The sequence below is a fragment of the Mesorhizobium sp. M5C.F.Ca.IN.020.29.1.1 genome (assembly GCF_003997375.1).
Taxonomy (GTDB): domain Bacteria; phylum Pseudomonadota; class Alphaproteobacteria; order Rhizobiales; family Rhizobiaceae; genus Mesorhizobium; species Mesorhizobium wenxiniae.
In genome coordinates, this window is sequence record NZ_RZSW01000015.1 from 1 (window position 1) to 21,057 (window position 21,057).

Here is a 21,057-nt window from a genome sequence, read left to right on the forward strand (position 1 = left end):
GTCTGAACCTGCTCGGCGTGTCGCCCTTCATCCAGCAGGTGGTGATCGGCGTGGTGATCGCGCTGGCGGTGGCCACGGATACGTGGCGGCGCAGAACGCAATGAAGAATTCGCCAGGGTGTCCGGGCGAAAACGGATCGGTGATCCGAACTGGGAGTTGTTCGGCCAAGGGCGCCGTGATGCGCCGGCAGAACAGATTGAACATCAACGGAGGAAACACATGCTGACCAAACGTTCATTGCTGCTTGCTGCCGCGGCCGTCATTCCGCTGCTCGGACTGTCCGAGATGGCGTCGGCCAAGGAGACCAAGAAGCTTGGCCTTGCCGTCGCCAATCTGCAGGCCGATTTCTTCAACCAGATCAAGCAGTCCGTCGAAGCCTACGGCAAGGAAAAGGGCATCGAAATCATCACCGTCGACGCCAAGGGCGATTCGGCGACCCAGGTCAGCCAGGTGCAGGACCTGATCACGCAGAACATCGATGCGCTGATCTACATCCCGGCCGGCGCCACCGCCGCCACCGTGCCGACCAAGACGGCCAAGGCTGCCGGCATCCCGGTCATCAATGTCGACCGCAATGCCGAGGGCGCACCCGGCGACACTTTCATCGCCACCAACAGCGTGGCATCGGCCAAGGCGGTGTGCGACTACATTGCCAAGCAGGCCGGCGGCAAAGGCGAGCTGATCATCATCCATGGCCAGAAAGGCACGACGCCCGAGGTCGACCGGTCGAAGGGCTGCGGCGAAGCGCTGAGCGGCTATCCCGACATCAAGGTGGTCGGCGAGCTGTGGAGCGAAGGCTGGCATCAGGACGAAGGCTTCAAGCTGACGCAGGACCTGCTGCAGTCGCATCCCGACGTGTCGATCGTCATCGGCCAGGCGGATGCGCTGGCGCTCGGTGCCGCGCAGGCGGTCAAGGTCGCCAATCCCGGCCACAAGGTCTGGGTTGCCGGCTTCGACGGCGACGTGGCGGCGCTCAAGGCACTGAAGGGCGGCGTCTTCGACGTAACCGCGACGCAGCAGACACAAGGCATGGGCCGGCTTGCCGTCGACGCGGCGATCAAGCTGGTAGCCGGCGAAACCATTCCCGCAGAACAGCTGCAGGACGCGACGCTGACCACCAAGGACAATGTCGACCAGTTCATCGCCAAGCATCCCTGACAATCGGTAACGAAACGATGGCCTTGGATCTCAGCCATACGCAGACCCCGCATCTGGGGCTCTTCGTCAGCGGCCTCTGCAAGAGCTACGGACCGGTCCAGGTTCTGGCCGATGCGAGCTTCGAGGTGCGGCCGGGAGAGGTCGTGGCGCTGCTTGGAGAAAATGGCGCGGGCAAGTCCACCGTTTCGAACATCATCGCCGGGTCGACCAAACCCGATGCCGGCAGCATCACATGGCGGGGGAAACCCTATTCCCCCGCCTCTCCCGCCGCGGCCATCGACGCCGGTGTCGGCATGATCCACCAGGAACTGAAGCTGCTGCCGGATCTTTCGGTCGCCGAGAACGTCTATGTCGGACGCCTGCCGATGCGCGGCGGCCGCATCGACCGCGCGGCTATGAATGCGCGGGCATCGGCCCAACTGAAGCGCCTCGGCCTCGATGTTTCGCCGGATCGCAAGGTGCGCACGCTGCGCATCGCCGCCCAGCAACAGGTCGAGATCGCCAAGGCACTGACGCTCAATGCCGAGCTTCTGATCTTCGACGAACCGACAGCAGCGCTTGGCAGCGAAGAAACGGAACTGTTGTTCCAGCAGATCCGCAAGCTCAAGGCGGAGGGCATGTCCTTCATCTATATCAGCCACCGGCTGGACGAGATCGCTGAGATCGCCGACCGCGTGGTGGTGATGCGCGACGGGCGCATCGTCGCCCGGCACGAGCGCGCCGACATTCCGGTGCGCACCGTGGTCGAGCAGATGGTCGGCCGCAGCGTCGAGCGGATGTTCCCGCCGCTCTCGGAGCCGGGCAGCGAGACGTTGCTCGAAGTCGAGAACCTGTCCTCGCCGGAACGCAGTTTTCAGAATGTCAGCTTCTCGGTGCGGACCGGCGAAATCCTTGGCATCGCCGGGCTGATCGGCGCCGGCCGCACCGAACTGGTACGGGCGATCGCCGGCGCCGATCCGATTTCGTCGGGGTCGGTGCGCGTCGCCGGCAAACCGGTGCACCTCAATGGCCCGGCGGCGGCGATCAAGGCCGGCGTCGTGCTGGTGCCGGAAGACCGCAAGGCGCAAGGCGTGGTTCTCGACCAGACCATCGGCGAGAATCTGGCAATCGGCAATTTCGACCATGTCGCGCCGAATGGCTGGGTGTTTCCGAAGGCGGTGCAGAAATTCGCCGAGGCCGGCATAAGCCGGCTCGGCGTCAAGGGCCGGCCTAACCAGGCGATCAGCAAGCTCTCCGGCGGCAACCAGCAGAAGGTGATTATCGCCAAATGGATTTCACGGCCGCCCAAGGTGTTCATCCTGGACGAGCCGACACGCGGCATCGATGTCGGCGCCCGCGCCGCGATCTACGATGTCATCGCCGACCTCGCCCGCTCCGGAATGGCGGTGGTGGTGGTGAGCTCCGACCTCGAGGAAGTGCTCGGCCTTTCGCATCGCGTGCTGGTGCTGAGCCGTGGCCGCCAGCGCGGCATTCTCGATCGCAGCGAAGCAAGCAACGTCGCCGTCATGGAGCTCGCCACAAGCTAGGACGTAACCGGCGATCGGGGAATCGGAACAAAGCGCAGCAGGTGGTATTCTCCCAAGCACCGGACCGCGCGGGGCGCCAGCCGAGGCTGGCGCCCCTTCATTCCTAGGCCGGCGGCTCAACAGGAAACATTTCGATGAAACTATTCGATCTTCATGGGGACGTTGCTCTCGTCACCGGCGCCGGCAGCGGCATCGGGCAAGCAATCGCCATCGGCCTGGCCGAGGCCGGCGCCAATATCGCCTGTTTCGGCCATGCCTCGAAAGGCGGGCTGGACGAGACGGCGCACAGGATCTCGGAGCTTGGCCGCAAGGCACTGGTGCTGACCGGCACAGTGACTTCAGAGGCCGATCTCGCGACGGCGATCGAACGCACTGAAACGGAACTGGGCGCGCTGACCATCGCCGTCAACAATGCCGGCGTCGCCGCGGCCGAGCCGGCCGAGACGCTTTCGCTGGAGAAATGGCAAAAGCTCTATGACGTCAATGTCAGCGGCGTGTTCCTGTCGTGCCAGGCCGAAGCGCGGGCAATGCTGACGCGGCGCAAGGGCTCGATCGTCAACATCGCGTCGATGTCGGGCTCGATCGTCAATCGCGGCCTGACCCAGGCGCATTACAATTCGTCGAAGGCCGCCGTCATCCATATGTCTAGGAGCCTCGCCATGGAATGGGCCGATCGCGGCCTGCGCGTCAACGTCGTAAGCCCCGGCTACACGCTGACGCCGATGAACAAGCGGCCGGAGGTCGCCGACCAGGTCAGGATCTTCGAGCGCGATACGCCGATGGGGCGCATGGCGGCGCCGGAGGAGATGGTCGGCCCGACCGTGTTCCTGGCCAGCCGGGCTTCGAGTTTCGTCACCGGCATCGATCTGATCGTCGATGGCGGCTTCGTCTGCTGGTAGGAGAAAAAATGCAGAAGCGATTCCAGGGTAAGACGGCGGTCATCACGGGCGCCAGCGGCGGCATCGGTGCGGCGATGGCCAGGCGCTTTGCGGCGGAAGGTGCTGCGGTCGTCGTCAGCGCCATCGACCCGCGCGTCGACGAGATCGCCGCCGGAATGAAGGCGGAAGGCGCCAGGGTCGCATCGCTGCGCATGGACGTGACCAAGAAGGACGAGGTTGCCGCCCTCTACGATCTGGCCGAGCAGCAGTTCGGCCGTGTCGACATCTCCGTGCAGAATGCCGGCGTCATCACCATCACCAGGATCGAGGCGATGACCGAGGCCGAATGGGACAAGGTGATGGCGGTCAACACCAAAGGCGTGTTCCTGTGCTGCCAGGAGGCGATCGCGCGCATCCGCAAGCATGGCGACGGTGGCAGGCTGATCAACACCGCATCCGGCCAGGCTCGCCAGGGCTTCATCTACACGCCGCACTACGCCGCCTCGAAATTCGGCGTTGTCGGTATCACCCAGAGCCTCGCCAAGGAAGTGGCGAAGGAGAAGATCACCGTCAACGCGATCTGCCCCGGCATCATCGACACCGACATGTGGGCCTATAACGACGCGGCATGGGGCAGACTGATGGGCGATTACAAGCCCGGCGAGTTGATGGCCGAATGGGTCAGGAACATCCCGATGGGCCGCGCCGGCAGCGGCGAGGACGTTTCCGGGCTGGTCAGCTTTCTGGCCAGCAGCGACGCCGCCTACATCACCGGTCAGACCATCAATGTCGATGGCGGGCTGATCATGTCGTGAGCAACGGGGCAGGTTCACGCGTCAATCTGCTGATATAATCGGCAGGCGGCGAAACTGCAGCCGAATTGCGCGATTCGCGCCGCGTTAGTCGTTGCGCGACATGAACGTTGGTATATATAATTTCATCCCATGAAAATGGCTTCGGTGACTGCCGACAGCCGACATCATGGGACCTTGATGGCTCGCAAGCTTGAGGGCGCCGCAAAACCGGCGATCGATCCGCGGATCACTGCTTCGGCAGCACGGCAGCCATGACGCGATCCCGTCCCGCACGACATCTTCATCGAATTGGGCATCATTCCGTCTGCGCCTACTTTGCGCCGAGAGCAATTTGGTGCCAATGGACTTGCGCAACGACCAGCTTTTCCAACACAATCAAAAAAGACGCAAGAAGGGAACGAACGATAACTTCCACCAGAGCTTGACAGGAGAACAGGCATGTCACTGCGGAGTATGATTTCGAGACTATCAATGGGAGCCTTAACACTTGCCGCGGCAAGTGCACTCGCGCCTTCGGCCCAGGCTGCGGCGCCAGAATCCAATGATCCGATCAAGATCGCGCTATTCGACTGGACCAGCGTCAATCTGAACGCCAAGATCCTTGGCGGCATTCTTGAAAAGCTTGGATACACGGTCGAGTACCCGACCGCCGACTATCTCTCCAGCCTGACCACCGGCCTCACCAATGGCGATCTCGCTGTCGCTCTGGAATTCTGGGACACGACTGCCGGCGAAGCCATGAAGGCCTCGGATGCGACCGGGCAGACCGAACGGCTCGGCAAGCTTGGGCCCAAGGCCAAGGAAGAATGGTGGTATCCCAAATACATGAAGGAGAAATGCCCGGGCCTGCCGAACTGGGAGGCGCTGAAGGACCCGAAATGCGCCGAAGCCTTCTCGACGGCGGAAACGGCGCCGAACGGCCGCTATCTTGGCGGTCCAGTGACATGGGAAGGTTTTGACGACGAGCGTGCCGCGGCGCTGAAGCTGCCCTTCACCGTCATCCATGCCGGCACCGACGCGGCGATGTTCGCCGAGCTGGATTCGGCCTATCAGCGCAAGGCGCCGATCATGCTGTGGGTCTATTCGCCACATTGGGCGCCGGCCAAATACAAGGGCGAATGGGTCGAATTCCCCGACTATACGCCGGAGTGCTACAACGACCCGAAGTGGGGCGTAAACCCTGAAGCGAAATATGACTGCGGCAAGCCGCATGGCGAGATCTGGAAATATTCCTGGGCCGGCATGAAGGACAAATGGCCGGTCGCCTACAAGGTCGCGAAAAACTACACGGTCGACACGGACGAGCTCAACAAGATGAGCGGCGAGATCGATCTCGAAGGCAAGACGCCGGAAGACGTCGCCGCTGCCTGGATCGCCGCGCACGAAGCCGACTGGAAAGCCTGGGCCGAGTGATCGTTCCAACTGGAAACTGCGAGACCCGGTCATTCATGGCCGGGTCTCTATTCCATATTCCAGAAGGACGACTGCATGGCCGATACGACTGAACAGGTGCTACAAGCAGCAGGCACGCCAAAGGATGCCCGCCCGATAAAGCTCGCCTGCTACAATGTCTGGAAGCTGTTCGGGGCGAACGCGGCCAATTTTATCCGCCAGCGTGACGGCAAGGCCAGCATGGCGGAAGTCGTCGCGGCCGGGCTGGTCGGCGCGGTGCGCGCCGTCGACCTCGAAATCCGCCAGGGCGAGATCTTCATCATCATGGGCCTGTCCGGCTCCGGCAAATCGACGCTGGTGCGCTGCATGTCGCGGCTGGTAGAGCCGACGCATGGCAAGGTCGAGTTCGAGGGCAAGAACCTTCTCAAGATTTCCGATGCCGCGCTGATCGAGCTGCGGCGTCACCGCATGGGCATGGTGTTTCAGAATTTTGCCCTGCTGCCGCATCTGAACGTGCTGGAGAACATCGCCTTTCCCCTGGGCATCCAGGGACAGGACCGGCCGACGCGCGAAGCACGTGCACGCGAGGTCATCGAGCTTGTCGGCTTGCGCGGTCGCGAGCATTTCTATCCGCGCGAGCTTTCCGGCGGCCAGCAGCAGCGTGTCGGCATCGCCCGCAGCCTCGCCACCAAGCCGGAAATCTGGTTTCTCGACGAGCCGTTCTCAGCGCTAGATCCGCTGATCCGCCGTGAGATGCAGGACGAGCTGATGCGGCTGCAGACCATGCTGCACAAGACCATCGTCTTCATCACCCATGATTTCGATGAGGCCATCCGGCTGGCCGACCGCATCGCCATAATGAAGGACGGCGAGGTCATCCAGATCGGCACGCCGGAAGAGCTGGTGGTCAATCCGGCGACCGACTATGTCGCCGAATTCACCCGCGACGTCGACCGCGCCAAGGTGATCTCGGCGCGAAGCCTGATGCGCGCCTGCGATGGCACCGAGCATGGCGGCGTGGTCGCGCCGGACGCCAAGATATCAAGTTTTTCGGCAAGCATTGTGTCGGCCGGCAAGCCGTTCGCGGTGGTCAATGGCACTGGCAAGCCGATCGGCGAGGTCACACCGCAAGCCGTGATCGATCTTCTGGCCGGGATCGAGCGTCGCGGGGCTAGCGCATGACGGTGACGGCAAGCACCAGCGAGGCGAGATCGCGGCCGGTTCAGCTCTGGCTGGTGGTCTGGGCCTGCGCCTTTGCCGCCGTGCTTGCCGTGTTCCTGCTACAGGACAGGCTGCCCTGGGCAGTCAACTATCCGGCCGGCGCAATCGTTTCCGTCGCCGACTGGGTCAGCGCGCTGATGAACCTGATAAAGTCGAACTTCTCCTGGCTGACGCGGTCGATCACCGCGGCGCTCGGCGTGCCGCTCGATTTCGCGCTCAATCTGCTTGCCAAGAATTTCAAGATCGGCCGTGGCGCGGATATGGTCGTCCTGCCGCGCCTGTCATGGGTCGGCGTCTGCATTGCTGCATTCCTGGCCGGCCGCGCCGCCGGCGGCTGGAAGCTCGGCGCGCTTGTCGGCGGCTGTTTCCTCTACATCGCGCTGTTCGGCCAATGGACCAGCGCAATGCTTACGCTTGGGCTGATCTCCATCGCCGTGCCGTTCTGCATCGTCACCGGATTGTTCGTCGGCATCTGGGCGTGGCGCAAGCCATGGGCTGAGAGGCTGTTGATCTCTCCTGCCCTCGATCTGATGCAGACCATCCCAACCTTCGCCTATCTGATCCCGATGCTTCTTTTGTTCGGCAACAGTCCGGTTTCGGCGATGATCGCGACGGCCATTTTCGCGACGCCGCCAATGGTGCGCGCGACGATGCTGGGACTGTCGCGGGTGCCGTCCGAGATCGACGATTTCAGCGAGATGGCCGGCTGCACGGCGCGCCAGAAACTGTGGCGCGTGCTTTTGCCGTCGGCGCGTCCAGCGCTGATGGTCGGCGTCAACCAGGTCATCATGCTGGCGCTCAATATGGTGATTATCGCTTCGATGATCGGCGCCGGCGGCCTCGGCTACGACGTGCTTTTGGCGCTGCGCGCGCTGAAGGTCGGCGAGGCAATGGAAGCCGGCCTTGCCATCGTCGCGCTGGCAATCGCGCTCGACCGGCTGAGCCAGGCGATCGCGCGCAATCACGCGCAAGGCCATGTTTATCAGGAGGTGAGCCCGAGCTTCTGGCGCCGCTACCCCAATCTGACGCTGGCCATCGCCGTCCTTGCCGTCACGACGCTGCTTGGCCTGTTTGTGCCGGCGTTCGCGGCGGTGCCGAAAGCGATCACTTTCACCACCGCCCCGATGTGGAAGACAGCGGTGAGCTGGATCACGATCAACTTCTTCGACACGATCGAAGCGTTTCGCGTGGCGCTGATCCTCAATGTGCTGAACCCGGTGCGCGCCTTCTGCGAGGGCTTCCCGTGGCTGGGCGCGGTGTTCCTGCTTGGCCTTGCCGGTTACCAACTCGGCGGCCTGCGCCTCGCCGTCCTGGTCGCCGCGCTGACCATCTTCTGCGCGGTGACCGGCCTGTGGGAAAAGACCATGGCGACGGTCTACCTGTGCGGCATCTCGGCCTTCATCGCTTGCCTGATCGGCATCCCGATCGGGCTGATGGCTTCGCGCAGCGACCGCGTCGAGAAGGTCGTCACGCCGGTCATCGACACGCTGCAGGTGCTGCCGTCGTTCTGCTTCATCATTCCAGTGGTGATGCTGTTCCGCGTCGGCGACGTGACGGCGATGATCGCCACGGTCGCCTTCGCCGTGGTGCCTGCCATTCGCTACACCAATTACGGCCTCCGGCAGGTGCCGCCGGCACTGATCGAGGCGGCAAAGGTGTCGGGCTGCACCAAGCGCCAGACGTTCCTGCGCGTGCAGCTGCCGCTGGCGTTGCCCGAGATCATGCTTGGCGTCAACCAGACGATCCTGATGGCGCTGGCGATGATCATCATCTGCGCCATGGTCGGCACGCGCGATCTCGGCCAGGAAGTGTTCATTGCGCTGTCCAAGGCCGATTCCGGCCGCGGCATCGTCGCCGGATTGGCCATCGCCTTCATCGGCATCATCGCCGACCGGCTGTTCAACGCCTGGACGGCGAAAGCACGGGCAAGGCTGGGATAGCCGGAAAATAGAGGGTCGCGCGCCCCGCGAAACGGCAGCTTGCACAGAAGCTGTCCTTGCCAAGCTGATCGCAAAAATGTCTGCATCAGGGCCGAAAGCGGAAGGTCAGCTTTCAGGACAGATGCAACAGAAAGAGGACGTTCCGTACCCGACCCGGAGCTAACCTTCAAATATGTAGCGAAATAAAGGGAACAGCGGTATTTTGATCGATTGAAGTCGCCTTGGGGATGCTCATGGCTCTAGATGTCATTGGCGCGGGCATGGGCCGCACTGGCACATTTTCGCTGAAGCTCGCGTTAGAGCATCTTGGGTTCGGGCCTTGCCACCACATGGCAGACGTGAATGCCAATCCCGAACAGAAAGTGCTGTGGCGCGCCGCTGGCCAGGGACAACTCCCGAACTGGGATGTGGCATATGCCGGCTATCGTTCCGCGGTCGATTGGCCAACGGCGCATTTCTGGCGCGAAGTGAGCGATCACTACCCTGATGCAAAGGTTGTCCTCACCGTCCGTGACCCCGAACCCTGGTATAACAGTGTGGCGCAAACGATAGGACTCGCCATGGACGCTGGCAGCAATGACCCACAGTCCTTCGGTGTGGCGGTAGTTGGCAATGGCGTCTTTGGCGGTCGCTTCAATGACCGTGATCAAGCAATAGCCGTCTATGAAGCACATAACGCCGCGGTGAGAGCCACGCTACCTTCCGAACGTCTTCTTACCTATCAGGTCTCCGAAGGGTGGGAGTCGCTGTGTGCCTTTCTCGGGGTACAATTGCCTACCGAACCGTTTCCACGCACCAATTCGACTGCCGAATTTCGTGCTCGCATAGGGCGCTGAACGGCGGCCTGGCCTCAGAGCAATCCCGCGACCGCCATCGTAGTCAGATCTCGGTTCCCCCTGCGAGGGTCAGCGCATCCTCAACGTCCACGCGAGGGCATCAGACGATGAATTCAATCCACTAGTGGTCATGGTCTGAGGGTTGAGTGCCGTTGGCTCATTTCGCGGGAAGATCTTCGGCCGTCGACGCTTCGATGCGTTCGCCTACCAACTCCTGCAAACGCCACAATTGCCTGTCGTGAATCCCCATACCTTCAAGGTGACTTACAGTGCTGTGGAGATAGTCGGCCATGGAACCCCACGGACCGCACGCGAGCGCGAGCGCGTCGGCGATCTGTTCCAGCGACAGCCCGCGGACATAGCGTCCGCTGTTCCGGTTAATCACAAAGGTGATCGCGTGGAGCGGTCCGTTCTCGGTGCGAACATTCACCCAACGCGGCGAATGAGCGGACGGCTTGGCGCGCATCTCACGACGAAAGAGCCTGCCGAGATTTGCCTCGATAGCATCCGGCGGCAGGCGATAGACCGCGCCCTTGCACTGCCCGCCACGGTCGAGCGACAACATGAGACCGGGTAGCCTGTCTGATCCTCGAAACCACCGGTCCCAACCGAGGCAGAAGGAGCGGTGCCACCCGGGCACCAAGCCAACCCGCTGGTCCACGAAATCACAGGCCGGGTTCCACATCAGCGATCCAAGGCAAAGAGCCAGACCTCGTCACCTGACGGTGCGGGGGCAAGTATCGCCCGGACGGTGTCATCGTGGTCGGCGTCGGACGGCGCGGTGAAGGGCTGTGGCAGAGAATCGTCCACACTGAGGACTCTGGCGACCAGCTCGGGCGTTAGCCGCATTTGACTTGGTTTCGGGGCCATGGCTCGCCACACTCGCAGCAGTCGACCAAGGCATCAAGTGTCAGATTCGCACCATTAGGCTGCGGCGAGAACGACTGGAACGGGTCAGAAACTCCGGTTCGGGGAGCTGCTGATGCTCGAATAGCCGCTGCCTTGCCCCGGACGCTGCCCTATCCGACTATCTTGTGCGAGGCAGACGTCTTTGCTAGCCCGCGTCACCTTTGTATTGCCAGAAATGCGTCCCAGGCTGGTTTCATGCTGAAGCGCCCCACCGTGAGTTTAGCCTTTCTCCTCATCTTTTCCCTCGCTGCTCACGGTGCGGACGGCTTGGGGGAGCGGCTTGAAAAGCTCTTTGATGAGGCCGAGCGCTTGACGCCGCTGCGCACGGTTGCCATCGCGCATGAGGGCGCGTTGGTGGCGGAGCGTGGCTATCGCGGCCACTCTCCGGCACGTGCTGCCAACATAAAATCAGCCTCCAAGTCGATTATCTCCGCGCTCGTCGGCATCGCCATCGACAAGGGCGTGCTCCAAGGCACTGACCAGAAGATCGCTCCGCTTCTTCAGGCCGACCTGCCCGCCGACGTGGATCCGCGGCTCCAGCAGGTTACGATCGGTCATCTGCTTTCCATGCAGGCAGGGCTGGGTCGGACCTCCGGCCCAAACTACGGGCGCTGGGTGGCAAGCGGTAACTGGGTGCGGGCAGCGCTCGCCATGCCCTTCGACGACGATCCGGGCGGTACCATGCTCTATTCCACCGGCTCGACCCATCTCCTTTCGGCGATCCTGACGCGGCGGACCGGCCGCTCAACCCTGGCACTGGCACGCGAATGGCTGGGGCCGCAGGAGGGCTTTTCCATCGCCGCCTGGGACCGCGACCCACAGGGCATCTATCTCGGCGGCAACCAGATGGCCATGAGCCCGCGCTCGCTGCTGGCCTTTGGCGAGCTCTACCGCAACGGCGGGGTGAGCCGCGGCGGACGGCAGCTCGTGCCGGCCGATTGGATCAAGCTCTCCTGGCAGCCACGCACCGCGTCCCGTTTCACCGGTGACGGTTATGGCTATGGTTGGTTCATCCGTCAGATCGCGGGCGAAGCGGTCTTCTACGGGTGGGGGTATGGCGGGCAGATGGTCTATGTTGTGCCCGGGCGCGCGTTGACCGTGGTCATGACATCCGATGAAAACGGCCCCGCCGGCCGCAGCGGCCACCGCGACGATCTCCATGCCCTGCTCGAGCGGATCATTGAGGCGACGAAAGACGTGCACGAGGCTCGCAGCAACTGACGCATGTCGCGCAAGATGTGCGGCGAGGAAGCCCTTACTCCGCCGCGACGCCTTTCACCTCCAGATAAGATTCCATCGAATCGTCCATCGCCTGCAGCCACGGCGTATGGTGCAGCGGCGCCATCGTGCCGGTCATCAGCGAGCGATAGGCATTGTCGCGGAAGCCCATGATGTTTTCCATCTTGTGGTGTTCCCACTCCATGAAGGTCTGATTGACAGCCTCGACGTCGAAGCCGGGATAGTCGGTCTGATCCATCAATTCCTTGGTGTAGTCGCCCTGGAACCAGATCATCTGCTCGGCGTCTTCCAGCGTTTCCTCCCGCGCCCGCCATTTCCTGCCGTGTTCGGCCATCACTTCTGCCGAAGGCAGCTTGATGCGGCCCATGATGACGTCGCGGGCGAACCAGGCCTGCGCGTCGAACATGTTGAAGGTGTAAAACTGGTCCTGCATGCCGATATAGAACAGCCGCGGGTTCTTCTCCCAGACGACGCCCTCGAAGAGCCCGTCCGGCCACATGCGGTTGGCGGTCTTGAGCTTCAGATCCTCCGTGAGGAACGGGAAGGAGTGGAGGTAGCCGGTGCACAGGATTATGGCGTCGACATCCCTGGTGCTGCCGTCCTTGAAATGCGCGGTCTTGCCGACGACCTTCTGCAGCAGCGGCACTTCCTTCCAGTTGTCCGGCCATTTGAAGCCCATCGGCTTCGAGCGGTAGCTGGAGGTGATCGATTTGGCGCCGTATTTGTAGCATTGCGAGCCGATATCCTCCGCCGAATAGGAGCGGCCGATGATCAGGATATCCTTGTCCTTGAATTCCATGGCGTCGCGGAAATCGTGGCTGTGCAGGATGCGGCCGTTGAAGGTCGAGAAACCCTCGAAATAGGGGACGTTGGGCACGGAAAAATGCCCCGAGGCGACGACGACGTTGTCGAACTCTTCCGAATAGGTGACGTCGTTGGTGCGGTCATGCGCGGTGACGGTGAACTTTTTCGTCGTGTCGGAGAAGGTCACCATGCGCACCGGGCTGTTGAAGCGCACCCATTGGCGCACGCCGGATTTTTCGACGCGGCCCTTGATGTAGTCCCACAGCACGGCGCGCGGCGGGTAGGAGCCGATCGGACGGCCAAAGTGCTCCTCGAACGTATAGTCGGCGAATTCGAGGCATTCCTTCGGTCCGTTCGACCAGAGGTAACGGTACATCGAGCCGTGCACCGGGTCGCCATGCTCATCGAGGCCGGTGCGCCAGGTGTAATTCCACAGGCCGCCCCAGTCGGACTGCTTTTCGAAGCAGACGATTTCCGGAATATCGGCGCCCTTGTCGGCAGCCGACTTGAAGGCTCGAAGCTGGGCCATGCCGGAAGGTCCGGCTCCAATGACGGCAACACGACTTTTCATTGCAAAGCCTCCGGTCTCATTTCCCTAACGAAACAAATTTCACTGACAGGACAGTAATTGCCCCTTCGATGCTGTCAACAGGCCTTGTGCTGAAACCACGTTTCCCCAGACCGGATTTTCGGCAAAACCGCCGACGCCCGAAATCCGGAGAGAACGCCGTTCGACATAAAGTGGGTTGCTGTCGCAGTTGCGCTCTGTATCCGCACCGAATATGTTCACCGTGAGTGAAATAAATCCGCAGAACCGGGTGGCGAGATGGCGAAGAAAGCTTCCAATTTCAGGAATGGGGCAGCCGCCAAGGCCAAGCCATTGCCGAAGGGAGTGGTAACGATCCGGACTCCACTGACCCAGGACCCGCACGCCGTTCGCGACACCCGCGAAAAGGTCCTGGAGGTCGCGATCGGCCGCGAGGTGCGGGCGTTTCGCAAAAAACTCGGCATCACCGTTGCCGATCTTGCGGCTGCCACAGACATTTCGCTTGGCATGCTGTCGAAGATCGAAAACGGCATCACTTCGCCGTCGCTGACCACTTTGCAGGCACTGTCGCGGGCGCTCGGTGTTCCGGTCACCGCTTTCTTCCGCCGTTTCGAGGAAGAGCGCAGCGCCGTCTTCGTCAAGGCCGGCGAAGGCCTCGACGTCGAGCGGCGCGGCACGCGTGCCGGCCACCAGTACAATCTGCTCGGCCATATCGGCTCCAACACCAGCGGCGTCGTCGTCGAACCCTATCTGATCACGCTGACCGAAGATTCCGATGTGTTTCCGACCTTCCAGCACGAAGGCATGGAGTTCCTCTACATGCTCGAAGGCGAGGTTGTTTACCGGCATGGCAGCAATCTCTATCCGATGAAGCCCGGCGACAGCCTGTTCTTCGATGCCGACGCGCCGCACGGCCCGGAACAGCTGACGCAACTGCCGATGCGCTATCTCTCGATCATCTGCTATCCGCAGGGTAGTGCGGGTTGAGCGGGTTCGTCTGCGAAGGACTGCGCCTCATTCCAGCGTGGGTTCCTCGCCCCCACGAAGTGGGGGAGAGGTGGCTCGGCGAAGCCGAGACGGAGAGGGGGACGGCGCCCTACGAAGCCCCCCTCTCCGGCCGCTTCGCGGCCACTTCTCCCCCGCTCGCGGAGGCGAGGAACCCAGGGCTTGAGGGGCGGCACAAACAGAGCAGGCAGAAACTTAGTCCGGCCCAAACCCCGGGCTCGTCGGGCTGCCGTCGTCGAGCTTCGACAGCCATTCGACCAGTGTCCGACGATAGCGTGTCAGGCCTTTGTAATTGGCGAGCTCGTCGGGAAGGTCGCGGATGACGCGGTGCAGGCGCCGCGCCCATTTCGGCTGCGTCACCAGCTCATCCATCTTGATCAGGTAGCAGCGGATCGGGAAGACGATGCCGTTCGAGCGCGGCAGCCGCCAGAAGCTCTGCAATTCGACACGCAGATGGACCTTGTCGCCAACGTTTTCGGGCGTCACCGTCGCCCGGTCCGGGCCCCATTTGTGATAATTTTCCGGACTGGTGTCGAGGCGCGGATTGATCGTCATCGTCCAGTTCAACCGCCGCGCCGGCTTGCCTTGCTGAATGTTGGTGAGGAACTTCAGCGCCCGGATGAATATGCCCTTCTCATGCGCCAGCGGCACCGGCGCGTGCCACTCGAAGAAGTTCATGCCAATGTCGAAATCGAGCGACCAGTCGGCCTGGGTTGTGACCATGCCGGCATCCATCCAGAGGTTGCCGTCACGCTGGTCTAGGATGCAGAAATCGCCTTGTGATTGCCGCGTGATGTATTCCATCGGCCCGTAAGGCAGAGTCGACACGTCGCCGAAGGTGAAGCTGTCGTCGATGCCGAGCGGCCGGTTTATCCAGCGCCATTTGTCGCCGTCGCGCGACAGCGTGAAATGCTCGGGATAACCGAGCGCCTGCTGTTCCATTAGAAGCTCTAGCAGGTCCCAGCCGGCCAGCGTCATGTGCGGCAGCGACTGGCAGCGCAGCGGGTCTTCCGCCAGCACCAGCGCGCGGTCCTGCATCTCGGCGACATAGTGCTCGTCGACGTCGATCAGGTTTTCGAGCACGCTGCCTTTCGGCCCCAGAACATGCGGCTCGATATTGACCGCATACATGTAGCTGTCTTCGTGGAACGGGAACGGAAACCGCCTGATGTGCTCCGGGCTGTTTTTGAACGTGAAGTCGTCGCGGAACGTTTCCTTGCGAAAGGTGATTCCCAAGCTCGCCTCCTATCTTTCCAGCACCAGCGACCTGCCCTCGAAGCGCGAGACGCAGGGCATGATCTTCTTGCCGCAACGGTGCTCTTCCTCGCTCAGCCAATGGTCGTTGTGGATGAATTTGCCGTCATGCGCGATGACGTTGGTTTCGCACTGGCCGCAGACGCCGCCGCGGCAGAGATAGGGCGGATCGACGCCGGCGGCCTCGATCGCCTCGAGCAGGCTCTGCTGCTCGCCGACGCGGATCGTCTTGCCGCTGACCGCCAGCGTCACGTCGAAGGGGGCGCCGGGCTGCGGGGCGGCAAAATGCTCGAAATGCACGGTTTCCGTGGGCCAGCCCAGCGCAGCGGCGCGGTCGCGCACCCAGCCGATCATGCCGGACGGGCCGCAGACGTAGAGATGTGTGCCGAGCGGCTGTGACGACAGCAGCCGGTCGAGCTCGATGCGCTCGTCGCGGTCGTCGTGATAGAACCTGACGCGGCGGTCATAGCGCTCTCTGAGCACATCGGCATAGGTGCCGAGCGAGGCGGTGCGGCAGGTGTAATGCAGCTCGAAATTGCCGCCTTCCGCTGCCAGCTGCGCGGTCTGCGCCATGAACGGCGTGATGCCGATGCCTCCCGCCAGCATCAGATGCTTCCTGGCGCGCAGATCGAGCGAAAAAAGATTGACCGGGTAGCTGATCACCATCTCCATGCCGGGCCTGACATGCCTGTGCATGAACAGCGAGCCGCCGCGGCCGACGTCGTCGCGGCGCACAGAGATCGTGTATTCGCGTGTGTCAAGCGGCGAGCCCATCAACGAATAGGGGTTGAGCCTCGTCCGCTCGCCGTCGCGCATCTCCACCACAACATGGGCGCCGCCGGAAAATGTCGGCAAAAGCTGCCCGTCGCGCCGGCGGAAATGGAAGCGCGTGACCAATTCGTTGACCGGGACGACATCGCTCACCACGACGTCAAGCTTGGTGGTGCCGGTGCTCATCGAAAGATCTCCTCCGTCGGAGGAATTTCGCTGCGGTCTTCCGCATTGATGCAGACGCCCTGGAATGCCGCGAGGCGCCTGGAATAGTGATCGCGTACCAGAAGAAGCAGGCCACAATGCGAACACGTTGCAGGCTGCGTCGTCACGTTTTCGGTGATGCCCTTGCAATGGACGCAATGGATGCGGCGCGCCCGCGAGCCGCGGTGCTCGGTCTGGATGGAGGTGTGATCGATGCCGGCTTCGAGCGCAGCCTGCATGGCCTGGCCAATCAGCCCCTCGGTGCCGGCGAGATAGAGACGCAGGCCCATATGGGCGTTGGCCAGCGTCTGCTTCAGCCGCGGGAGGGCGCTGGCGAAGGAAGGCCCCTGGTAGAACTGCGCCGGCTTCAGCGCTTCGAGCGCGGCGACATGCTTGCTGTCATTGCCGGGGATGAAGATGATATGGGCATCGGCAAACAAACCATCGGGCGCCTTGGCGGCCAGGTCTGTTATGGCCAGCGCTCCATCTGCATCCGCCACGAAAAGATGGTGCTTGCCGGGCTGCGGGGACAGGGTTCCGTAGACCGGCCGGCTGATGATGCTTTTCGCTGCCATTCTCTCAGTATGCCTCAGCCTTTCGCCGTGCGCTTGGTCTTCTTCGGATCATCGAAGGGAAGCGGCTCAGCCGTCGCGCTGATGGCGCCGCTCTTGTTGCGGATCTGGAGCCTGGTGCCCTGGACGGCGCAGTCGACATCGAGCCGGGCGATGCCCATCGATTTCTTGACCAGCGGCGAATACATGGCGCAAGTTACCACACCGACCTTTTTGCCGTCGCGATAGACCGGCGCGCCCTCGTCGGCCGGCTCCTTGCCTTCGAGCAGCACGCCGAAGATCTTGAACCGCTCCTTGCCCTTGAGGCGGTAGTGCTCCTCGGCACCGCGAAACCCTGTCTTGCCGGGGCTGACTGTGAAGTCGAGGCCGAGCTCCCACAGTGTGTCGCCGGGGCCTTCGTTCTCGAACGGATACTTCTGCGAATTGTCGTAGGGATAGAACAAGAGATAGCTCTCGACGCGCAGCATGTCGAGCGTGGTGAACCGGCACGCGATGATGCCGGCGCTCTTGCCCTCGTCGAGGATGGTGTCCCAGATCGTGCCGGCATCCTGGCCACGGCAGAAGATCTCGTAGCCGCGTTCGCCGGTGTAGCCGGTGCGCGAGATCATCACCGGAAAACCGAACAGCCGGGTCTGCATGTGGTGGAAATAGTTGAGGTCGCGAATGCCCGGCACATGCTTTGCCAGATAATCGACGGCTATCGGCCCCTGCAGCGAAAGGTCGTGCAGATTATCGTCGAAACGCAGCGATACATCGCGGCCCATGGCGGCGCGCTGCAACTCCTCATGGCCGGTGCCCGAACCGTGCACGACCATCCAGGCATTCGGGCCGGTGCGGTAGAGAATGCAGTCGTCGGTGAACTTGCCGGCCTCGTTCAGCATGCAGGCATAGGCCGACTTGCCGGGATAGATCTTCTCCACGTCGCGCGTCGTGGCGAGGTCGATCAGGTGCGAGGCATGCGGCCCGGTGATGTGGACCTTCTTCAGGCCCGACACGTCCATCAGCCCGGCCTTGGTGCGGATGGCGATATACTCCTCGTCGGCGTTCTTGTCGTAGGTCCAGGCGGTGCCCATCCCGCTCCAGTCTTCGAGCTTCGAACCGAGCGCACGATGGCGATCCGCCAAGGTCGAAAATCTCCAGGATGCGGTCATGGACTTGCTTCTCCTCACACGATTGCCGGTGTTTCGCCGCTCAAGGGCACTGAGGGCCCGGCGACGGTCTGCGCCATATTGACTCAAAACTCCAAAAGCGCGCAATACTAAGATGCAAAAAGTTTTACTCAGAGGCAAGGAACGCAACTGAACGGAGGGGACATGAAATGGAAGGGAATCTCAACGCTCTAACGACCATTTTCACGGAATTCTATTACTGGGTGACCATCGTCATGATGTTCCTGATCCATGTCGGGTTCTGCATGTACGAGGTCGGCGTGTCGCGCCGGCGAAATCATCTGAAAACGCTTATGAAGAACGCGATGGCGATCCCGCTCGTCACGATCACGTTCTATTTCTTCGGCTGGTGGATCTATTTCGGTTTCCCCAATGGGCCGGGCATCGCCGGCGGACTTGTCACCGCACCATTTGCCGAACCATGGAATCCGCTGATGGGCACCCACCTCTCCGGTGTCAATCCAGGCGAGACGGGGGTCACCCCTACCGATGCCGCGCTGTGGCATCGCCTCAATGGCGTGTTCTGGGGCGCCTTCCTGCTGTTCTCCATCACGACGGCGTCGATCATCTCGGGTTCGATCATAGAACGCGTGCGCTCGGGTGCGTTCTGGATCGTCGCGGTGCTGGTCGGTTCGGTCCTGTGGATCCTCGACGCGTCCTGGGGCTGGCATCCGCAAGGCTGGATGGTGAAGCTCTGGGGCTATCATGATGCCTATGCATCGGGCGTCGTGCACGCGATCGCGGGCGGAGCGGCGCTCGCCTTTCTCATCGTGTTGGGTCCGCGCATCGGCAAGTTCAGGCCCGACGGCACGGCGCGCGCCATCCCACCTCACAATGTGTGGCTGGTCACGATCGGCCTGTTCCTGATCTTCACCGGCTTCTGGGGCTTCTACGCCGCGTGCAACATTCCGCTGATCAGCCCGGCCACGATTGCCGGCCAGATCACCGGCGAGACCTGGACGGCGACTAACATCTATCTCGCGCCGACCACGCTCTCGGCGATCACCTTCAACTTCCTGATGTCGCTGTCGGGCGGTATGCTGGCCGGCTACATCGTCTCTAAAGGCGACCCCTTCTGGACATTCTCGATGGGGCTTTGCGGCATTATCTCGGCCTCAGCCGGCAATGACCTCTATCACCCGATCCAGGCACTGCTGATCGGCGCGATCGTCCCGACCATCTGCTACAAGCTGCACTATTTCGTCGAACGCCGCTTCAAGATCGACGATGCGGTCGGCGCCGTCGCCGTGCACGGTTACGGCGGATTCCTCGGGGTCGTGGTGGCGGGCTTCATGCTGTGGGGACAGCCGTCCTCGCCCTATGAGGGCTTCGCGCACATCAACCCGCTCGGCAATTTCGCTGGTGCGGTGCTGATGTTCGTGCTCGGTTTCGTCCCCACCTTCGTGGTCTGCAAGATCCTCAGCAGCATGAACCTCCTGCGCGTACCGGCGAAGGTGGAACTCGAGGGCGTCGACTTCGCCCTCAATCATGCTTTCGAGGCGTCGGTCCGCGAAGTGGGAACCGCCGAAAAAGCCATGATCAAATAGTCAACGGGCAAGGAGAACCGCAGTGTCTACCAATGGAATGGAAAGCTGGGCCGTGGACCTCAAGGACGTCGGCGCGATCTACCCGTTTCAGGGTTCCGAAGTCGTGATGGTGATCATCGGCCTCGTCTTCTGGATCGGATGGCACGTCCTCCAGACGCGCCACGAGAGTGCTGAAATCGAGGCCGATATGGCTGCGGATCGCACTGGAGATGAGACGAGAAAGGCGATCGACCGCCATTAAGTCGCCGATGGTCGTCTGGCGCGTCATTTGCGCCAGACGACTTGTCCAAGATGAAAAAAACTTTCATGCGAGTTGAATTCGACTCATGAAGCTGGTAGCAGCTAAATCATACCTCATCTCGGGAGCCTGACATGTGCGGAATCGTCGGACTGTTTTTGAAGGACAAGTCGCTCGAGCCCCGGCTCGGCTCGATGCTTTCGGAGATGCTGATCTCGCTCAGCGATCGCGGTCCCGACAGCGCCGGCATCGCCATCTATGGAGCGCGATCCGGCAACGAGGCCAAGATCACCATCCAGTCGGCCAAGCCGGAGCACGATTTCCGCAACCTTGACGCCGAACTCGCCAGGGCGATCGGAACGCCGGTGAACATCGCAGTGAAATCGACGCATGCGGTCGTCAGGACCACGCCCGACAAGATCGATGAAGTGCGCGAGGCCATCCAGGCGCTGCGCCCCGATATCCGCATCATGGGCGCCGGCGATGTCGTCGAAATCTACAAGGAGGTCGGCTTGCCCGAAGCGGTCGTCGATCGCTTCGACGTGCGCAGCATGACCGGTACGCACGGCATCGGCCACACCCGTATGGCGACGGAATCGGCGGTGACGACGATGGGCGCGCATCCGTTCTCGACCGGCGCCGACCAGTGTCTGGTGCACAACGGCTCGCTGTCCAATCACAACAATGTCCGTCGCGAGCTGATCCGCGAAGGCATGAAATTCGAGACCGAGAACGACACCGAAGTCGCGGCCGCCTATCTCTCCTCGCAGATGGCGCATGGCAAGAATCTCGGCGAGGCGCTGGAAGGCACGCTGAGCGACCTCGACGGCTTCTTCACCTTTGTCGTCGGCACCAAGAACGGCTTCGGCGTGGTGCGCGATCCGATCGCCTGCAAGCCTGCCGTCATGGCCGAGACCGACCAGTATGTCGCCTTCGGCTCGGAATATCGCGCGCTCACCAAGCTGCCCGGCATCGACAATGCGAGGGTCTGGGAGCCCGAGCCCGCAACCGTCTATTTCTGGGAGCATTGAG

At 62.2% G+C, this 21,057-nt stretch carries 19 protein-coding genes; 13 read left to right on the top strand and 6 right to left on the bottom strand.

The genetic code is table 11. From position 1 onward, the window contains the following. The first annotated feature begins 219 nt into the window (after nucleotides 1-219). The 8 genes from EOA85_RS02605 to EOA85_RS02640 all read left to right on the top strand — a co-directional run bounded on the left by EOA85_RS02605 (nucleotide 220) and on the right by EOA85_RS02640 (nucleotide 9,766). Entirely contained in the window at nucleotides 220-1,158 is a 939-nt protein-coding gene (locus tag EOA85_RS02605) for a sugar ABC transporter substrate-binding protein (protein ID WP_127208247.1), read from the top strand. Between the two features lie 17 nt (nucleotides 1,159-1,175). Next, a complete protein-coding gene (locus tag EOA85_RS02610; RefSeq protein ID WP_127208248.1) occupies nucleotides 1,176-2,684 on the top strand; it encodes a sugar ABC transporter ATP-binding protein in 1,509 nt (502 codons plus the stop codon). Between the two features lie 134 nt (nucleotides 2,685-2,818). Beyond that, nucleotides 2,819-3,583: an SDR family oxidoreductase gene (locus tag EOA85_RS02615; RefSeq protein WP_127208249.1), complete on the top strand. Its 765-nt coding sequence runs from the start codon at nucleotides 2,819-2,821 to the stop codon at nucleotides 3,581-3,583. Between the two features lie 8 nt (nucleotides 3,584-3,591). Then, nucleotides 3,592-4,377: an SDR family oxidoreductase gene (locus EOA85_RS02620; protein ID WP_127208250.1), complete on the top strand. Its 786-nt coding sequence runs from the start codon at nucleotides 3,592-3,594 to the stop codon at nucleotides 4,375-4,377. A gap of 438 nt (nucleotides 4,378-4,815) precedes the next feature. Continuing rightward, nucleotides 4,816-5,790, top strand: a complete 975-nt coding sequence (locus EOA85_RS02625) for an ABC transporter substrate-binding protein (RefSeq protein WP_127208251.1) — start codon at nucleotides 4,816-4,818, stop codon at nucleotides 5,788-5,790. A gap of 75 nt (nucleotides 5,791-5,865) precedes the next feature. Further along, nucleotides 5,866-6,951 (top strand): glycine betaine/L-proline ABC transporter ATP-binding protein, encoded by a 1,086-nt coding sequence (locus tag EOA85_RS02630; protein WP_127208252.1) that lies wholly within the window; start codon nucleotides 5,866-5,868, stop codon nucleotides 6,949-6,951. Then, on the top strand, nucleotides 6,948-8,930 hold the full coding sequence (locus EOA85_RS02635; protein WP_127208253.1) for an ABC transporter permease subunit: 1,983 nt from the start codon (nucleotides 6,948-6,950) through the stop codon (nucleotides 8,928-8,930). Before EOA85_RS02630 ends, EOA85_RS02635 begins: the two co-directional genes overlap by 4 nt. Nucleotides 8,931-9,163: 233 nt before the next feature. Then, the gene (locus EOA85_RS02640) at nucleotides 9,164-9,766 is read left to right on the top strand and encodes a sulfotransferase family protein (RefSeq protein WP_127208254.1); all 603 of its coding nucleotides are present in this window, start codon (nucleotides 9,164-9,166) and stop codon (nucleotides 9,764-9,766) included. A 157-nt stretch (nucleotides 9,767-9,923) separates the two neighbouring features. Here EOA85_RS02640 and EOA85_RS02645 read toward each other — a convergent pair whose 3' ends face one another. After that, nucleotides 9,924-10,451 carry a gamma-glutamylcyclotransferase gene (locus tag EOA85_RS02645; protein ID WP_127208255.1) on the bottom strand — a complete coding sequence of 176 codons (528 nt, stop codon included), beginning with the start codon at nucleotides 10,449-10,451 and terminating at the stop codon, nucleotides 9,924-9,926. Between the two features lie 419 nt (nucleotides 10,452-10,870). On the opposite strand from EOA85_RS02645, the gene EOA85_RS02650 reads away from it, so the two are divergent. Continuing rightward, nucleotides 10,871-11,896 (top strand): serine hydrolase, encoded by a 1,026-nt coding sequence (locus tag EOA85_RS02650; protein WP_127208256.1) that lies wholly within the window; start codon nucleotides 10,871-10,873, stop codon nucleotides 11,894-11,896. 34 nt (nucleotides 11,897-11,930) lie between these two features. On the opposite strand, the gene EOA85_RS02655 is transcribed toward EOA85_RS02650, so the two are convergent. After that, complete coding sequence (locus EOA85_RS02655; protein ID WP_127208257.1) at nucleotides 11,931-13,289, bottom strand: NAD(P)/FAD-dependent oxidoreductase; 1,359 nt, start codon at nucleotides 13,287-13,289, stop codon at nucleotides 11,931-11,933. Between the two features lie 255 nt (nucleotides 13,290-13,544). Between EOA85_RS02655 and EOA85_RS02660 the strand changes: the two genes are divergently transcribed. Further along, nucleotides 13,545-14,252 (top strand): XRE family transcriptional regulator, encoded by a 708-nt coding sequence (locus EOA85_RS02660; RefSeq protein ID WP_127208258.1) that lies wholly within the window; start codon nucleotides 13,545-13,547, stop codon nucleotides 14,250-14,252. A gap of 213 nt (nucleotides 14,253-14,465) precedes the next feature. Here the strand turns inward: EOA85_RS02660 and EOA85_RS02665 are convergent, their stop codons facing one another. The 4 genes from EOA85_RS02665 to EOA85_RS02680 are packed head-to-tail and all read right to left on the bottom strand — an operon-like array spanning nucleotide 14,466 to nucleotide 18,222. After that, the gene (locus EOA85_RS02665; protein ID WP_127208259.1) at nucleotides 14,466-15,506 is read right to left on the bottom strand and encodes a DUF3445 domain-containing protein; all 1,041 of its coding nucleotides are present in this window, start codon (nucleotides 15,504-15,506) and stop codon (nucleotides 14,466-14,468) included. 9 nt (nucleotides 15,507-15,515) lie between these two features. Continuing rightward, a complete protein-coding gene (locus EOA85_RS02670; RefSeq protein WP_127208260.1) occupies nucleotides 15,516-16,481 on the bottom strand; it encodes a PDR/VanB family oxidoreductase in 966 nt (321 codons plus the stop codon). Then, nucleotides 16,478-17,074 carry a dimethylamine monooxygenase subunit DmmA family protein gene (locus EOA85_RS02675; RefSeq protein WP_127208261.1) on the bottom strand — a complete coding sequence of 199 codons (597 nt, stop codon included), beginning with the start codon at nucleotides 17,072-17,074 and terminating at the stop codon, nucleotides 16,478-16,480. Before EOA85_RS02675 ends, EOA85_RS02670 begins: the two co-directional genes overlap by 4 nt. 14 nt (nucleotides 17,075-17,088) lie before the next feature. Then, nucleotides 17,089-18,222 (bottom strand): aminomethyltransferase family protein, encoded by a 1,134-nt coding sequence (locus tag EOA85_RS02680; RefSeq protein WP_127208262.1) that lies wholly within the window; start codon nucleotides 18,220-18,222, stop codon nucleotides 17,089-17,091. A 167-nt stretch (nucleotides 18,223-18,389) separates the two neighbouring features. Between EOA85_RS02680 and EOA85_RS02685 the strand changes: the two genes are divergently transcribed. From EOA85_RS02685 to EOA85_RS02695, 3 genes are all read left to right on the top strand, one after another. Continuing rightward, nucleotides 18,390-19,787 carry an ammonium transporter gene (locus EOA85_RS02685; protein ID WP_127208263.1) on the top strand — a complete coding sequence of 466 codons (1,398 nt, stop codon included), beginning with the start codon at nucleotides 18,390-18,392 and terminating at the stop codon, nucleotides 19,785-19,787. Between the two features lie 22 nt (nucleotides 19,788-19,809). Beyond that, nucleotides 19,810-20,028, top strand: coding sequence for a hypothetical protein (locus EOA85_RS02690; RefSeq protein ID WP_029355351.1), 219 nt, complete (start codon nucleotides 19,810-19,812; stop codon nucleotides 20,026-20,028). A gap of 131 nt (nucleotides 20,029-20,159) precedes the next feature. After that, nucleotides 20,160-21,056 carry a glutamine amidotransferase family protein gene (locus EOA85_RS02695; RefSeq protein ID WP_127208264.1) on the top strand — a complete coding sequence of 299 codons (897 nt, stop codon included), beginning with the start codon at nucleotides 20,160-20,162 and terminating at the stop codon, nucleotides 21,054-21,056. Nucleotide 21,057 lies beyond the last annotated feature (1 nt).

Excerpts from the sequence above, each read along its gene's own strand:
- EOA85_RS02635 (WP_127208253.1), top strand. The coding sequence starts at position 6,948 with ATGACGGTGACGGCAAGCACCAGCGAGGCGAGATCGCGGCCGGTTCAG.
- EOA85_RS02685 (WP_127208263.1), top strand. The coding sequence starts at position 18,390 with ATGGAAGGGAATCTCAACGCTCTAACGACCATTTTCACGGAATTCTAT.
- EOA85_RS02625 (WP_127208251.1), top strand. The coding sequence starts at position 4,816 with ATGTCACTGCGGAGTATGATTTCGAGACTATCAATGGGAGCCTTAACA.
- EOA85_RS02655 (WP_127208257.1), bottom strand. The coding sequence starts at position 13,289 with ATGAAAAGTCGTGTTGCCGTCATTGGAGCCGGACCTTCCGGCATGGCC.
- EOA85_RS02610 (WP_127208248.1), top strand. The coding sequence starts at position 1,176 with ATGGCCTTGGATCTCAGCCATACGCAGACCCCGCATCTGGGGCTCTTC.
- EOA85_RS02605 (WP_127208247.1), top strand. The coding sequence starts at position 220 with ATGCTGACCAAACGTTCATTGCTGCTTGCTGCCGCGGCCGTCATTCCG.
- EOA85_RS02640 (WP_127208254.1), top strand. The coding sequence starts at position 9,164 with ATGGCTCTAGATGTCATTGGCGCGGGCATGGGCCGCACTGGCACATTT.
- EOA85_RS02620 (WP_127208250.1), top strand. The coding sequence starts at position 3,592 with ATGCAGAAGCGATTCCAGGGTAAGACGGCGGTCATCACGGGCGCCAGC.
- EOA85_RS02645 (WP_127208255.1), bottom strand. The coding sequence starts at position 10,451 with ATGTGGAACCCGGCCTGTGATTTCGTGGACCAGCGGGTTGGCTTGGTG.
- EOA85_RS02675 (WP_127208261.1), bottom strand. The coding sequence starts at position 17,074 with ATGGCAGCGAAAAGCATCATCAGCCGGCCGGTCTACGGAACCCTGTCC.
- EOA85_RS02650 (WP_127208256.1), top strand. The coding sequence starts at position 10,871 with ATGCTGAAGCGCCCCACCGTGAGTTTAGCCTTTCTCCTCATCTTTTCC.
- EOA85_RS02660 (WP_127208258.1), top strand. The coding sequence starts at position 13,545 with ATGGCGAAGAAAGCTTCCAATTTCAGGAATGGGGCAGCCGCCAAGGCC.
- EOA85_RS02695 (WP_127208264.1), top strand. The coding sequence starts at position 20,160 with ATGTGCGGAATCGTCGGACTGTTTTTGAAGGACAAGTCGCTCGAGCCC.
- EOA85_RS02680 (WP_127208262.1), bottom strand. The coding sequence starts at position 18,222 with ATGACCGCATCCTGGAGATTTTCGACCTTGGCGGATCGCCATCGTGCG.
- EOA85_RS02615 (WP_127208249.1), top strand. The coding sequence starts at position 2,819 with ATGAAACTATTCGATCTTCATGGGGACGTTGCTCTCGTCACCGGCGCC.
- EOA85_RS02630 (WP_127208252.1), top strand. The coding sequence starts at position 5,866 with ATGGCCGATACGACTGAACAGGTGCTACAAGCAGCAGGCACGCCAAAG.
- EOA85_RS02670 (WP_127208260.1), bottom strand. The coding sequence starts at position 16,481 with ATGAGCACCGGCACCACCAAGCTTGACGTCGTGGTGAGCGATGTCGTC.